This is a genomic window from Candidatus Eisenbacteria bacterium, from assembly GCA_016867715.1.
Classification (GTDB): Bacteria; Orphanbacterota; Orphanbacteria; order Orphanbacterales; family Orphanbacteraceae; genus VGIW01.
The window spans coordinates 15,868-29,293 of the sequence record VGIW01000035.1; the positions used below are offsets into that span (position 1 = coordinate 15,868).

15 protein-coding genes and 1 pseudogene are annotated in these 13,426 nt (G+C 66.0%); 13 read left to right on the forward strand and 3 right to left on the reverse strand.

Features of this window, described 5'->3' with window-relative positions:
- Nucleotides 1-20: 20 nt before the first annotated feature.
- From FJY73_07800 to FJY73_07860, 13 genes and pseudogenes are all read left to right on the forward strand, one after another.
- A complete protein-coding gene (locus FJY73_07800) occupies nt 21-1,721 on the forward strand; it encodes an AAA family ATPase (protein MBM3320563.1) in 1,701 nt (566 codons plus the stop codon).
- A 28-nt stretch (nt 1,722-1,749) separates the two neighbouring features.
- Complete coding sequence (locus FJY73_07805; protein MBM3320564.1) at nt 1,750-3,342, forward strand: proteasome accessory factor PafA2 family protein; 1,593 nt, start codon at nt 1,750-1,752, stop codon at nt 3,340-3,342.
- A 260-nt stretch (nt 3,343-3,602) separates the two neighbouring features.
- The gene (locus FJY73_07810) at nt 3,603-3,803 is read left to right on the forward strand and encodes a hypothetical protein (protein ID MBM3320565.1); all 201 of its coding nucleotides are present in this window, start codon (nt 3,603-3,605) and stop codon (nt 3,801-3,803) included.
- A gap of 2 nt (nt 3,804-3,805) precedes the next feature.
- Nucleotides 3,806-5,386 carry a proteasome accessory factor PafA2 family protein gene (locus FJY73_07815; GenBank protein ID MBM3320566.1) on the forward strand — a complete coding sequence of 527 codons (1,581 nt, stop codon included), beginning with the start codon at nt 3,806-3,808 and terminating at the stop codon, nt 5,384-5,386.
- 297 nt (nt 5,387-5,683) lie between these two features.
- On the forward strand, nt 5,684-6,007 hold the full coding sequence (locus tag FJY73_07820; protein ID MBM3320567.1) for a winged helix-turn-helix transcriptional regulator: 324 nt from the start codon (nt 5,684-5,686) through the stop codon (nt 6,005-6,007).
- 13 nt (nt 6,008-6,020) lie between these two features.
- Nucleotides 6,021-7,328, forward strand: coding sequence for a permease (locus FJY73_07825; GenBank protein ID MBM3320568.1), 1,308 nt, complete (start codon nt 6,021-6,023; stop codon nt 7,326-7,328).
- A gap of 28 nt (nt 7,329-7,356) precedes the next feature.
- On the forward strand, nt 7,357-7,602 hold the full coding sequence (locus FJY73_07830) for a TM0996/MTH895 family glutaredoxin-like protein (GenBank protein ID MBM3320569.1): 246 nt from the start codon (nt 7,357-7,359) through the stop codon (nt 7,600-7,602).
- 4 nt (nt 7,603-7,606) lie between these two features.
- Nucleotides 7,607-8,032 carry a thioredoxin family protein gene (locus FJY73_07835; protein MBM3320570.1) on the forward strand — a complete coding sequence of 142 codons (426 nt, stop codon included), beginning with the start codon at nt 7,607-7,609 and terminating at the stop codon, nt 8,030-8,032.
- 3 nt (nt 8,033-8,035) lie between these two features.
- Complete coding sequence (locus FJY73_07840; GenBank protein ID MBM3320571.1) at nt 8,036-8,734, forward strand: cytochrome C biogenesis protein; 699 nt, start codon at nt 8,036-8,038, stop codon at nt 8,732-8,734.
- A gap of 152 nt (nt 8,735-8,886) precedes the next feature.
- Nucleotides 8,887-9,042: a hypothetical protein gene (locus FJY73_07845; GenBank protein MBM3320572.1), complete on the forward strand. Its 156-nt coding sequence runs from the start codon at nt 8,887-8,889 to the stop codon at nt 9,040-9,042.
- A 159-nt stretch (nt 9,043-9,201) separates the two neighbouring features.
- The gene (locus tag FJY73_07850; protein ID MBM3320573.1) at nt 9,202-9,882 is read left to right on the forward strand and encodes a hypothetical protein; all 681 of its coding nucleotides are present in this window, start codon (nt 9,202-9,204) and stop codon (nt 9,880-9,882) included.
- Nucleotides 9,879-10,328 carry an arsenate reductase ArsC gene (locus tag FJY73_07855; protein MBM3320574.1) on the forward strand — a complete coding sequence of 150 codons (450 nt, stop codon included), beginning with the start codon at nt 9,879-9,881 and terminating at the stop codon, nt 10,326-10,328. The genes FJY73_07850 and FJY73_07855 overlap by 4 nt, the downstream gene beginning before the upstream one ends.
- Before the next feature lie 32 nt (nt 10,329-10,360).
- A pseudogene (locus tag FJY73_07860) lies at nt 10,361-10,624 on the forward strand (arsenic resistance protein).
- An 8-nt stretch (nt 10,625-10,632) separates the two neighbouring features.
- On the opposite strand, the gene FJY73_07865 reads toward FJY73_07860, so the two are convergent.
- The 3 genes from FJY73_07865 to FJY73_07875 form a co-directional block, all read right to left on the reverse strand.
- The gene (locus FJY73_07865) at nt 10,633-11,583 is read right to left on the reverse strand and encodes an NmrA/HSCARG family protein (protein ID MBM3320575.1); all 951 of its coding nucleotides are present in this window, start codon (nt 11,581-11,583) and stop codon (nt 10,633-10,635) included.
- 160 nt (nt 11,584-11,743) lie between these two features.
- Complete coding sequence (locus FJY73_07870; GenBank protein ID MBM3320576.1) at nt 11,744-12,583, reverse strand: glycosyltransferase family 25 protein; 840 nt, start codon at nt 12,581-12,583, stop codon at nt 11,744-11,746.
- Nucleotides 12,567-13,373: a glycosyltransferase gene (locus FJY73_07875; protein ID MBM3320577.1), complete on the reverse strand. Its 807-nt coding sequence runs from the start codon at nt 13,371-13,373 to the stop codon at nt 12,567-12,569. Before FJY73_07875 ends, FJY73_07870 begins: the two co-directional genes overlap by 17 nt.
- Nucleotides 13,374-13,426 lie beyond the last annotated feature (53 nt).

A 13,426-nucleotide genomic window follows, 5' to 3' on the forward strand; every position in this document is an offset into this window, starting at 1 on the left:
GAACTGCCGAGGTATGAATCATGAGCCGTAGGATTCGAGAGACAATCGAGATGCGCGCGTTTCTCCTTCCGCTCCTCTCGTCCCCGGGGAACGGGCCGAGCCTCGACCAGAGGATCCGGCACCTTCAGATCTTCCGGGGAGACGGGACCGACCGCGAGAAGCAAGAGAGGATCGACCGGTTCCTTCTCGAGGAGATCGCTCGTTGTCGGGGCGGTCTCGAGCAGGCGGAAGAAGCACAGAACCAAATGAAGGCGCTCTTCGAGAAGGTCCTCGCGCCCCCTCTTCATCCGGCGGTCTTCCTCCGCTACGTGTCCGACGAAAGGACGCGCGCGCTGGTCGGCTGCCACTCCTCCCGCCGGGTCGTAACCATCTCGAACGAGAGCGAGGTCGGGCCGCTCGAGATCGGGGACGAGGTGCTCCTCAGCAATGAACAGAACACGATCCTCTCCCGCTCGGCGTCCGGCGCGCTCCCGCCGGGCGAGACCGCGCTCTTCAGCCGTCTGACCGCCGACGGAAGGCTCGTGCTCACGTGCCGCGGCGACGAGGAGGTGATCGTCGATCGAAGTGCGAGGCTCCGCCCAGAGACGCTCCGCGCCGGGGATCTCGTCCGCTACGACCGCGCCCTCTGGATCGCGCACGAGAAGATCGATCGGTCGAAGGGAGAGAGCTGGTTTCTGGAAGAGACCCCGAGGGAGACGCTCGACGACATCGGCGGCCTCGACGAGGAGATCGAGACGCTGAAGAGGATGCTCGCGTTCGGATGGACGCGCCGCGAGACCGCGCGGAAGTACGCGCTTCGGCGAAGGGGATCGGCGCTTCTCGTCGGGCCTCCGGGGAACGGCAAGACGCTCCTCGTCAAGGCGATCGCCAACTGGCTCGCGGCGGGCTCGCCGTCCGGCCGCTCGCTCTTCATGAACATCAAGCCGGCGAGCCTCCACTCGATGTGGTTCGCGCAGAGCGAGGCGAACTACCGCGAGGTCTTTCGCATCGCGCGCGAGGCGGGAGCCGAGGATCCGGACCGTCCGGTGGTCCTCTTCTTCGACGAGATCGACGCGATCGGCGAGGAGGGGCGCGGCGGAATCGCGCGCGACGTCGGCGACCGCGTCCTCAAGGCGTTTCTCACCGAGCTCGACGGTCTCGAATCGCGCGGCAACATCGTGGTGATCGGCGCGACGAACCGGCCGGACCGGCTCGGCCCAGCGCTCACCCGGTCCGGGCGGTTGGGCGACAAGCCGATTCGCATCCCGAGGCCGAACCGGGACGCGGCGCGCGAGATCTTCGAGAAGCACTTCGAACCGGAGATTCCCTACGCGTCGAACGGATGCGACGCCGCCGAGAGCCGCCGCACGATCATCGAGGCGGCGCTCGCGCGCATCTACTCGCCGAACGGGGAGAGCGATCTCGCGTCGCTCACCTTCCGAGACGGATCCAGAAAGACCGTTCGCGCGCGCGACCTCATCAGCGGGGCGGGGATCGCGAAGATCGCGCTGGCGTCGAAGGAGAGCGCGTGCCTCCGCGAGACGGAGCGCGGCGAGGAGGGGATCCTTCTCGAGGATGTGCTCTCGGCGACCGCGGAGGAGTTGGAATCGCTCGCGTCGTTTCTCACGCCGAGGAACTGCCGCGACTACCTGGCGGGTCTGCCGCAGGATCTCGACATCGTCGCGATCGAGCCGGTCCGGCGGAAGCTCCCGCGCATCCACCGCTATCTCGACGCGCGCTGACCGAGGCGCGTCCCGCGGAGGGATTGACATGAAGCGGCCGATCGTTCTTCCGAAACTGTGCGGCGCCGACGTCGAGGTCGCCAACTTCGTCGAGGGCGCGTGGAGCGGCTCCGGGAGCGGGCGCGAAGCTTCCCGCGCCCTCCTTCGCGAGATCCGCGGAATCCCGGGGCGAAACGAACGGTGGACGCGAACCGGCGGCGGAAACGGCTCCGGTAGGGGAGGCGTGCGCGTGCGGGGCGGGGAGCCGCCCGCCGCCGGAGAGGATCCGCGGGAGATCGGCCGCGTCTTTCTTCCTGAAAACGGAGGTTGCGCCTACATCGACCTGGATCATCTGGAGCTCTGCCTTCCCGAGGTCCTCGATGCGCGCGAGCACGCGGCGGCGTGGCACGCGATGCTTCGGATCGCGCGCTCGGCGCTCGTGAGCGCGAACGCGCGGAGGGACGGGGAGCGCAAGATCCGGATCCTCGTGAACAACAGCGACGGCCTCGGGCATTCGTACGGGGCGCATCTCGACTTCCTCGTCGCGCGCCGCGCCTACGAGGACATCTTCGACCGAAGGATGCAGTATCTTCTTTGGCTCGCTTCGTACATGGTCTCGAGCATCGTCTTCACAGGGCAGGGGAAGGTCGGGAGCGAGAACGGAGCGCCCGCGGCCGACTTCCAGATCTCCCAGCGCGCCGACTTCTTCGAGTGTCTGGTCGGACCGCAGACGACCTATCGCCGCCCGATCGTGAACAGCCGCGACGAGGCGCTCGTGGGCGGATGGATCCGCGGAAGCGCTCTTACGCTCCGCGATCTCATGGCGCGGATGCACGTGATCTTCTACGACTCGACGCTCGCCTATGCCGCCGGCCTTCTCAAGGTCGGCGTCTACCAAGTCATCCTCGCGATGATCGAGGCGGGCCTCGCGGGAGAGACGGATCTCATCCTCGAGGATCCACTCGCGGCCCTGCGCCTCTGGAGCCGCGATCTCGAGTTCCGGAGGCCGGCCCGGCTCCTCTCGGGGGAGCGGCTCACGGCGGTCGAGCTTCAGCGACGTTTTCGGGAGAAGGCCGCCCGTTTCGCAGAGCGGGACGACTGCGGCGGGGCGGTCCCCGGCGCGAAGGAGATCCTCGATCTCTGGGGGGAAACGCTCGAACGCCTGGAGGGGCGGGATCTCTCGGCGCTCGCTCCCCGCATCGATTGGGCGCTCAAGCTCCTGATCCTTCGCGGCGCGATGGATGCGCACCCTGAGCTCGACTGGGGATCCCCGAAGATGAAGATGCTCGACCACCTCTACTCGAGCCTCGACCCGGACGAGGGGCTCTTCTGGCCGTACGAACGGGCCGGCATGGTGGAGAAGCCGGTCCCCGAGTCGGCAGTCGAACGGTTCATGCATGAACCTCCGTGCGGGACGAGGGCGTTCACGCGGGCGATGCTTCTTCGCCGCGCGGATCCGGAGACGGTGGAGTCGGTCGACTGGGATTCGATTCGCTTCCGAATGTCGGACGGCGCGGTCCGAAGAACCGTCCGTCTCTGGAACCCGCTCGGCTTCGGGAGATCCGCGACCGAGCCCCTGTTCCGAAACGGATCGTCGATCGAGGAGATCGTGAGGAATCTGGCGGAGGGTCCGCCGGTCTAGCGTCAAGCCGTCAGAAACGTGCTCTTTGCGGAGCCGCGGGGCACAGAGCGAGGGGGTGCCGGCTCAGACAGTCCTCGCGCACCGGGCCCAAGGCATGGCGCCGGATCGGCGGGGCCCGGTGCGCTGCGGAACTCGCCGGGTTACCCCCTCGCCCCGTGCCCCGGCGAAGAAGACACGAGCGGTGTTTCTAACGGATCGAGGTTAGCTCGGATTCAAAGCGTTGCGAACCGGGAACGTCGGAGCCGAGAGGAGAAACGAAGATGGAAACGCGCGAAAGGCAGAGAGAGGAAACGGCGGCGATCCGGACGGGAGCGCCGGGGGACGGAGGCGGGGGAGACCTCGCGTCGCTCCGCGAGGCGGGGGCGCATCTTCTCCGAGCAGGAGACGAGGCGATCCGCAAGGTCCTCTCAATGGACAGCGAGAAGTTCCTCGAGGCGACGCGGCAGGAAGGAGGCGAGTAGTCTTGTCTTTCCCGCTCATGGGGGTCGAGACGGAGTATGCGATCTCCGGGTTCGACGCCGCGGGGAGCGCCGTCGGTTCCGGCGCGCTCGCGGAGGCGATGCTGAGGACGGCCTTCCGCAATCTTCGAGGGATACCCGCCCATCACGGGCGCGGGCTCTTCATCGAGAACGGCGGGATGTTCTACATCGACGCCGGGGCGCATCCGGAGTTCTGTACCCCCGAATGCGACGACCCGCTCGACGTGGTCCGCTACATCCGCGCGGGCGAGCGGATCGTGCGCGGGCTCGCCGAGGAACTCCGCGGGGAAGGAGCGTCGGCGCGCCGCGTCTTCCTCACGAAGGGGAACATCGACTATTCGGGAAGCAAGAACACGTGGGGATGCCACGAGTCGTACGGCTATCAGTGCCGCCCGGGCCTCATGGCGGAACAGATCGCGCCGCACCTCGTGAGCCGGATCGTCTTCACGGGCGCGGGGGGGTTCGATCCGCATTCGGCGGGGATCGTCTTCTCCCTCTCCCCCCGCGTCTATTATCTCGAGCGCGGATCCTCCGAGGTGGCGAGAGGCCGCGCGATCGTTCATCGCAAGAACGAGCCTCTCTCCGCAGGGTTCAACCGTCTGCACCTCGTCTGTGGGGAGAGCCTCTCCTCCGACCTCGCCTCGTGGCTTAAGATCGGAACGACCGCGCTCGTCGTCGCGTTGATCGACCGCGGCCTCTCCCCCGCGGCGCGCGCCGCGCCGCTCACTCCTTACCGCGCGATGAAGGCGTTCGCCAAGGACCCGACGTGCCGCGTCTCCGTGCCGACGCGATCCGGAAGAGAGACGGCGATCTCTCTCCAGCGCCGCTTTCTCGAAGCGGCGGAGGCGCATCTCGGCGATGGAACACTCCCTCCGTGGGCGGGGAAGCTGTGCGCCGCGTGGCGCCGCGTGCTCGACGACCTCGAGGCGGATCCCGCGCGGCTCTCCGCGTCCCTCGATTGGGCGATCAAGAGAAGCCTCTACGAGCACCGCGCGCGCGAAGCGGGGATCGATCTCGATTCGATCTCCGTTTGGAACACCGTTCTCCCGAGGCTCATGCACACGGTCCGTTCTTCCCCCTTCCGCGGAAGACGCGTGTTGGTCGAGGAGGTTCTTGCACCGACCGCTCCCGAGCCGGTTCGGGACTTCGTCGAGAAGTCGGCCCCTCTCCTCCGCCGACACGGGACGCGATGGGAAGACCTCCGCCCGCTCGTCGATCTCCGAAGGGAGCTCTTCGAGATCGAGACGCGGTTCCCGGAGCTCTCCGACGAGGGGATCTTCGCGGCGCTCGACCGGGCGGGAGTTCTCCGGCACCGGGTTCCGGATCTCGGCGACGTGGACCGCGCCCTCCACGAGCCGCCGGAGAGAGGGAGGGCGCGGATCCGCGGGCGGGAAGTGAGGCGCCTCGCGGGCGAGCCGCGGAACGGCTACCTGTGCGATTGGGACCGGATCGGCGACATCCGGAGAAGACAGGTGCTCGACCTCTCGGATCCGTACGCCGAGAGCGCGGAGTGGAAGCCGATCGGCGAGGCTCCGCCGGAGCGGATCCGGCTCTTTCCGTTTTGAGCCCGACGGTTGCGCGTGTTCTCCAGCCGGCGCGGATCTTCCTTCGCGCCCTCGCGCCCCGAGTGCTCCCTCAAAGGCCCGTCCCTCGGAGACGGGCGCCCTCATCGATCGATCGAGGGGACGCCCCTGAGGGCCAAGACCCATAACGCGCTTTCCGACAACGTTTTCGAGCGCTCGCCCGTTTCGGAGCTCTCCCCCGGCTGTTGATTCGCCCCCGCCCGAGCGCTTCCGCACCCACGAATCGGGCTTGACGGTTGTTGGCAATTTTGCCAAAATGCCAACAACCTGGAGGGAGCGATGGACCCGAACACGAAAGCGCGCAACGAAGCCCGGGCCCGCATCCTCAAGGCGATGGCCCACCCGACGAGGCTTTTCATCGTCGACGAGCTCTCGCGGCGCGAGCGGTGTGTCTGCGAGCTGGCGGAGATGGTCGGGGCGGATGTCTCGACCGTCTCGAAGCACCTCAGCGTTCTCCGGAACGCCGGGATCGTGCTTCAGGAAAAGCGCGGAAACCAGATCTTCTGCTCGCTCCGCTGCCCGTGTGTCCTCGATTTCTTCTCGTGCGTGGAGTCGGTATTGAGCGCGTCGGGCGCGGCGCGCCCCGCCGACGTTCTGCCGTAGGACGAGGGACTCGGTGTTTTCGCGCAAGGAATACAAAGCTCTCGGTCTCATCGTCGCGGTGTTTCTCGCCAGCTTCTTCCTCCCCGTCGAAGCGCTTCAAGAATCCGCCCGCTTCACGAACGCGCTCTGGGAATCCCTCCATCTGGTTCGATGGTACGCGCGCGAGCACGTTCTCTTCTGTCTCGTTCCCGCGTTCTTCATCGCGGGCGCGATCGCCGTCTTCGTGAGCCAAGCGGCGGTCATGCGCTATCTCGGCCCGCGCGCGAACAAGGTTCTGGCCTACGGCGTCGCGAGCGTTTCCGGGACGATTCTCGCGGTCTGCTCGTGCACGGTTCTCCCTCTCTTCGCGGGGATCTACCGGATGGGCGCGGGGCTCGGTCCCGCCGCCGCGTTCCTCTATGCCGGTCCCGCGATCAACGTGCTCGCGATCATCCTCACCGCGCGTATCCTCGGCGTGGAGCTCGGGGTCGCACGCGCCGTCGGCGCGATTCTCTTCAGCGTGGTCGTCGGTCTCTTGATGCATCTTTTTTTCCGCAATGAAGAGATGGCGAAATCGGAGGCCGCGCTCTTCGCGCCCGAGCCGGAGGTTCCGCGCCCGCTCGGCCAGAACGCGATCTACTTCGCCTCGATGGTCGGGATTCTCGTCTTCGCGAACTGGGGGAAGCCGGAGGCCTCCTCGGGCGCGTGGCACGCCGTCTACTCCGCCAAGTGGGTTCTGACCGCCGTCTTCGCGATCGCTTTCGCCGTCATCCTCGCCGCGTGGTACGGAGTGAGCCGCGCGCGGCTTCTCGCGGCGGCGTTTCCGGTCCTTCTTCTCGCGCTCCTCTTCCCCACGAAACCGCTCCTCCCCTTCGGCGCCGGCGTGATCGGGATCTCGCACGCGCTTCTCTCCGGAAAGGGAGAGACGGAGGAGTGGTTCTCGGCGAGCTGGGGTTTCGCGAAGCAGATCCTTCCGCTTCTTCTTCTCGGGGTTCTCGTCGCGGGGGCGCTTCTCGGGAGGCCCGATCACGAGGGGCTCATCCCGTCACGATGGGTGGAGCGGGCGGTCGGAGGGAACTCCCTCTCGGCGAACCTCTTCGCCTCCGTGGCGGGCGCCTTCATGTACTTCGCCACGCTGACCGAGGTGCCGATCCTGCAGGGGCTCATCGGAAGCGGGATGGGGAAAGGACCCGCGCTCGCGCTTCTCCTCGCGGGGCCTGCGCTGAGCCTCCCGAGCATGCTCGTCATCCGGAGCGTGATCGGAACGAAGAAGACGGTGGTGTTCGTTTCGATCGTCGTGGTCATCGCGACGGTGAGCGGTTTGATTTACGGAAACCTGTAGGGCATCCACCGAATCGGAGAGGTGAACGATGAAGGTGCAGGTTCTCGGAACCGGCTGCCCGAAGTGCCGGCAGCTCGAACAGAACGCAAGGACCGCCGCCCGGCAGCTCGGCGTGGAGTGTGAGGTGGAGAAGATCACGAACCTGAAAGACATCATGACCTACGGCATCGCGATGACCCCCGGCCTCGCGATCGACGGGAAGGTCGTCTCGTCCGGCAAGGTGCTTCCGGTCGAGGAGATCGTTTCGCTCCTCGCGAGCGCGGAGGAGAAGTAGTCGCATGAACCGAACCGCCCGCATCGCGATCTTCGCGGTCGTCGTCGCCGCCGTCATCAGCTTCGCCATCGCCCGCGAATCCGGACGAAGGGGAACGGGCGGCTCGTCCGCTTCGACCCGCGCCGGGATCCCTCGTCTCGTCGACCTCGGCTCGACGACGTGCATCCCCTGCAAGATGATGGCGCCGATCCTGGAGGAGCTCGAAAAGGAATACGAGGGGAGGCTCATCGTCGAGGTAATCGACGTGAAGACGGATCGAAACGCCTCGGCTCGATACGCAGTCCGCGTGATCCCGACGCAGATCTTCTTCGACAGCACGGGGCGCGAGCTCTTCCGGCACGAGGGCTTCTACTCGAAGGAGGATATCCTCGCGAAATATAAGGAGCTCGGAATCGACCTCGGAACCGGTTCGACCGGAAAGAAAAGCTGACGCATGGAAGGATTGTTCACAACGCTTGCGGGCGCCGTCGAGGGATCTCTTCTCGCGGCTCTTCTCGCTTCGTTCGTCTGGGGCGTCCTCAGCATCGTGCTGAGCCCGTGCCACCTGGCCGGCATTCCGCTCATCATCGGCTTCATCGGCGAGCAGGGAGATCGTTCGAGCGGGCGCGCGTTCAGCTTATCCGCGATCTTCGCCGTCGGCATCCTCACGACGATCGCGGCGATCGGCGCGGTCACCGCTTCTCTCGGCCGCATGTTGGGGGATGTCGGCCCGTACGTGAACTATGGCGTCGCGCTTGTCTTCTTCGTTCTCGGTCTCCACTTCCTCGGCGTCTTCCCGCTTCCGTGGACGGGAGCGGGGGTGGGAGACAAACGCGGGAAGGGACTTCTCGCGGCGTTCGTTCTCGGCCTCGTCTTCGGGATCGGGGTCGGCCCGTGCACGTTCGCTTTCATGGCGCCGATGCTCGGGGTCACGCTCAAGGTCGCGACGACGAGCTGGCTTTTCGGGATGGCGCTTCTCCTCGCCTTCGGAGTCGGCCACTGCTCGGTCATCGTCGGGGCCGGAACCTCGGCCGAGGCGGTGCAGAAGTATCTCAACTGGACGGAGAACTCGAGAACGTCGGACATCCTTCGAAGATGCTGCGGCGTTCTCGTGATCCTGGGGGGGATCTATCTCCTGTACGCGGCGACGTAGCGCGACCCGCGCCAGGCCTTCCTTCCGAGGGGTGCGGCTGGAGAGAAGAAGGGATGTTTGCTATTCTCCCATGTGCGGAGAAACGACCCCCGAGGAGATGACGATTGGCAGCGGAGAGCAAGACCGGAACGCACTCGAAGGAGAACGCGCCCGTGAGAAAGAGGCGGATGCTCCTCGGGGGGCTTGCCGCCGCGGTTCTCGTCGCCTCGGGAATCGTCTATCTCGGGATCGCTCGCCCCTTCGAGCCGAGAGTCTTCACCATCCTCTATACGTGCGACTCGGCGGGCGAGCTGAAGCCGTGCGGCTGACACTCCAAAGGCAAAGGCGGGCTGGCCCGGCGGGCCGGCGAGGCACAGGCGCGGCGCGAGCAGCATCCGGTCGTCCTCATCGACCTCGGGAACTTCGTCGCGGGAAGAAAGGGAGGCTACGGCTTCGACAATCCGGTCACGATGGAGAGTCTCGCGAGGATGTCCTATGACGCGCTCGTGATCGGAGAAGGCGAGGTGATGGCCGGGCTCGACATGATCGATAGCCTTCTCGACGCGCACCACCTGAAGGGGATCTCGAACAACATCCTCGACAAGAAGACCGGGAAGCTCCGCTACGAACCGTACACGATCGTGAAGGCCGGACGCTTGAAGATCGGCCTGACCGGGATGATCTCGCCGAGCGCGAGCCTCGCGCGCAGGATGGAACATCAGCAGATGGAACATCAACCGGAGGAGATCGAGTTCACGCGCGGGATCGAGCGATCGCGCGAAGCATTGAAGGCGCTCCGCAAGAAGAAGGTCGATCTCGCGATCCTCGCCGCCCATCAGGTCCCGGGGTCGCTCCAGGCGCTCGCGGATTCTCTCCCCGGCTACGACGTGATCCTAACCGGAGCCAGGCGGCGCACGGACCGCGAGCCGGAGAGGCACGGAGACGCCGTTCTCGCCGGAACGGCGGGAGGGTGTAGTTATCTCGGGGAGCTTGTCCTCACCGTCCGCGGCAGGAAGATCCGCGACTTCCAAGGACGATCGTTCGAGCTCGGCCAAGACGACGGCCCCGTCGACGAATACCTCAAGACGTTGACCTATGAAATACTCGAGCTCGACGAGAAGGGGGAGAGACTCCCGAAGGAACTCGTTCGGGATCGGAAGACGGAATGAACCGCCGGTCGCCGGAACGGCGCGTGCTCTTCCTCTGCACCGGAAACTCCTGCCGGAGCCAGATGGCCGAGGGTTGGGCGCGGCATCTCTGGCCTTCCTCGATCGACGTCCGCTCGGCCGGCGTGAAGCCCGGCGTTCTCGATCCGCGCGCGGTTCGCGTGATGGCCGAGGTCGGGATCGACATCTCCAATCAACGACCGAAACACACGGACGAGATCACGAACCATCCGTTCGATCTCGTCGTCACCGTGTGCGACCACGCCCGCGAGACCTGCCCGATCTTCCCGGGCGCGCGACGAACCGTTCACCAGAGCTTCGACGATCCGCCGCTTCTGGCCGCGAGCGCCCGGTCGGAAGAGGAGGCGCTCTCCCACTATCGGCGCGTCCGCGACGAGATCCGCGCCTTCGTCGAGAAGATGCCCGACACTGCATTTATGAAAGATTGACCCGGTGTCTTCTGAGGCGTGCATAATCCACGCTCGCGCGCCTCATCAAGCTCGATTACCGCGACGCGGCTCCCGCGGCGATGATCGGCGCCTCGAATCACTTCGAGGTGGCGATCGCCACCGCGACGCTTCTCTTCGGGCTCTCGTCCGGAGCGGCGCTTGCGACGGTCGTGGGCGTTCTCATCGAGGTGCCGGTGATGCTCATGCTCGTCCGAATCTGTCTTACGACGCCGCACTGGTTCGCAAAACAGACAAAGGCCCGGAAGGCGTGCGCCCTCCGGGCCGTCTACGCATGAACGCAATCTTATTGGATCGTGATCCGCTCCTTGTTCGCGGCGATCCAATCGGCGAACGTTAGCAGCGACGGGTTCAGCTTGCGCGCCTCCTCAATCGCGCGCGATCCGCGGAAGACCTCTTCGAAATCGTGGTTGAACTGAAACATGTTGCCGAGATCCTCGGCGCCCGGAAAGCCGAGACCGCGATAGACGTCGAACGGGACCGGGTTGTAGAGGACCTCTCGTCCGAGCGCCCTCGTGAGCGCAGCGGCCATCTCGGCTCCGCTCAGATGCTCGCCCGAGACCCCGACCGTCCGCCCCGCGCGCCCGTTCCCTTCCCGGAAGATGCCGTAGGCGCACTTCCCGATATCCTCGGCGGCGATCCCCGGAAGCTTCCTCTCCCCCATCGGCAAGTGGAAATACACCCTGCCGTCCTCTCCCTTCTTCGGGCCCATGCCGAAGTGGACCAAGTTGTCCCAGTAGAACGAGGTGAGGAACAAAGTGGTCGGAACGCCGCTCTCCGCGAAGAAACGGTTCGCCTCTCCCTTCGCGTCGAAGTGCGGCACCTTGTACTTCTTCATGAGCGTGGGCATGCGATTGTCGGTGAGGGGAACGTGCCGGCGCGTGTCCTCGAGCGTGGACCAGATCACGTGCCGGAGGCGCGCCGCCTTCGCCGACTTCGCCATGTTCCCCGCCTGCGCAAACTCCCTCTCGGGCGACATGTGCTCCCAGAAGTTGGTGACGCAGTACGCTCCGTGGGCGCCCTCGAATGCCTTCGTCAAGCTCGCCGGGTCGTCCGCGTCGGCCGAGACCACCTCGACTCCCATCGACGCGAGCGCCCTCGCCTTCTCCGAATTCGGATTTCGCGTGATCGCCCGCGCGGCGAAACCGCCGCCGGGATCGTGCCGAATCGCGCGGACGAGGCCCCCTCCCTGCGCGCCCGTCGCGCCCAGAACCGCGAGTATCTTCTTCTCAGCCATTGTGACCTCCGTAGCCTGGATTATGCACGCGTTACCATCAGCGAACGACGATGGGGGGGATTCATCACCCGGTCGAATCGGGGCGACAGGAATATAAGAAGAAACGCGGACGCGCGCCAAGGGGGAGAACCGGAAGAAGAGCGTCGAAGGGATCGGTCGCTCAGCGCACCCGCGCGAGAACGATCGTCAGAACGACGGCGAGCATGAGAACCCCCGCCGCGATCCATCGGAACCACGGGAAGGGACCGCGCGCTTCTTTGTAGTGGTCCGGCCAGTACTCCGGCGGGCGGTTCACGCCCCCCTCGATCCACTGTTTGTTCGGGTTCTCGATGTTGATGATCGAAGGATGTTCGCCGGGAAGCACGAGCGGCGGGCTCGCGGCGAACGCTCGGACGCGCCGTTTGCGAACGGCGTCCTCCGCGTAGATCCGGTCGATCGCCTTTCCGGGCCGGCGAGCCGCGCCGAGGAGCTTGCGGGCGCCCGCCGCCGTGACCGCGTAGGCGGTCGCGGAGAGCGGGCTGAATGGAATCACCGTTCGGGGGGAGAGGCGGCGCGCGCGCCGGCGCACGTCGAAGCATCGGAAGAGGAACCACACCTCCCAGCCTTCGGGAAGATCCGCGTAGGCGGCGGCGAGGCGCGCCCGCCAATCGGACGAATCGCCCTCGAGCGCGAAGTCGTCCTCCAGAATAAGCGCGCGCGAAAGCCCTCGATCGAGAATGTTCTCGAGAGCGGCGATGTGGCTTCGGGCGCACGCGATCTCGCCGCGGTGGGCGCGCGGATCGAACCCGGAGAGATCGGTCGAGATCCGGCCTTCACGCTGGAGGCGGCGCAAGGTTTCGTCGTCCAGAACGCTTCCGTCGACCGCGTCCCAGCGAACCGGGTCCTCGATCCCGACCTCTCGAAGCTGCCTGCGCGCCGAATCCCAGCGTTCGGGATGCGAGCGGACGTTGATCACGTACACCGCGTCGAACGGAAGCTCTGGATTAGCCGAGCTTGTCATCGAACAGCATCTCGTAGGCCCGAAGCTGCTTCGAGGCCAGATCGTCCCAATCGTATCGGGACTCGACGAGTCGGCGCGCTCTCTCCGCCATCAATCGCGTCTTCTCCGGCTCGCGGAAGATATCCGCGACGCGCGCGGCGAACTCCCGAGGCCGGTCGGCGATCGCGAGGTGCTCTCCGTCCGCGGCGTCGAGACCCGCGGCGCCGATCGAGGTCGAAACGATCGGACGGCCGAGCGCCATCGCTTCGAGGATCTTGAGCCGGGTTCCTCCTCCCGCTCGAAGCGGCACCACGCTCGCGAAGCATCGCTCATAGTAGGGCCGAACGTCCGGGACCGCACCTGTGACGTGGACGCCGTCGGCGCGAAGATCTAAGACCGCGCGGGCCGGCTCCCGCCCGACGATCCAGAACTCGAGGCCCGGAATCGCGCGGCGAGCCAGCGGGAGGATTGTACTCACGAAGTAGGTCGCCGCGTCGACCGAGGGCTCATACCTCATGTCGCCGACGAAGAGCACTGCGCGCGAGCCGCTCGGGGGCGGCCCCAGAAATCGATACGCCTTCGTGTCCGCTCCATTCGGGATCACTTCAATCTTCAAGGCTGGGTTCTTCTTGAGCAGAAAGCGGCGGTCCCGCTCCGAGACCGTGATGCAGAGATCCGCGCTCGCGCCGAGACGGGGTTCCCAGAACTCCAGGAGCCGGGCGTTGCAGGCGTACCACACTTTGAGAAAGGGGTTTCCGGTGATTCCGGGGAAGGTCCGCCGTTGATCGAAGCCGATGTTGTGGAAGGTCACGGCCCGTTTCGCCGGATATCCCCGCGGAAGGAGGTCCAGGTACGGCGCCATGA

Coding starts and splice junctions, on each gene's coding strand:
- FJY73_07840 (MBM3320571.1), top strand. CDS start 8,036: ATGGAAGGATTGTTCACAACGCTTGCGGGCGCCGTCGAGGGATCTCTT.
- FJY73_07865 (MBM3320575.1), bottom strand. CDS start 11,583: ATGGCTGAGAAGAAGATACTCGCGGTTCTGGGCGCGACGGGCGCGCAG.
- FJY73_07835 (MBM3320570.1), top strand. CDS start 7,607: ATGAACCGAACCGCCCGCATCGCGATCTTCGCGGTCGTCGTCGCCGCC.
- FJY73_07800 (MBM3320563.1), top strand. CDS start 21: ATGAGCCGTAGGATTCGAGAGACAATCGAGATGCGCGCGTTTCTCCTT.
- FJY73_07855 (MBM3320574.1), top strand. CDS start 9,879: ATGAACCGCCGGTCGCCGGAACGGCGCGTGCTCTTCCTCTGCACCGGA.
- FJY73_07805 (MBM3320564.1), top strand. CDS start 1,750: ATGAAGCGGCCGATCGTTCTTCCGAAACTGTGCGGCGCCGACGTCGAG.
- FJY73_07830 (MBM3320569.1), top strand. CDS start 7,357: ATGAAGGTGCAGGTTCTCGGAACCGGCTGCCCGAAGTGCCGGCAGCTC.
- FJY73_07820 (MBM3320567.1), top strand. CDS start 5,684: ATGGACCCGAACACGAAAGCGCGCAACGAAGCCCGGGCCCGCATCCTC.
- FJY73_07850 (MBM3320573.1), top strand. CDS start 9,202: ATGTCCTATGACGCGCTCGTGATCGGAGAAGGCGAGGTGATGGCCGGG.
- FJY73_07810 (MBM3320565.1), top strand. CDS start 3,603: ATGGAAACGCGCGAAAGGCAGAGAGAGGAAACGGCGGCGATCCGGACG.
- FJY73_07870 (MBM3320576.1), bottom strand. CDS start 12,583: ATGACAAGCTCGGCTAATCCAGAGCTTCCGTTCGACGCGGTGTACGTG.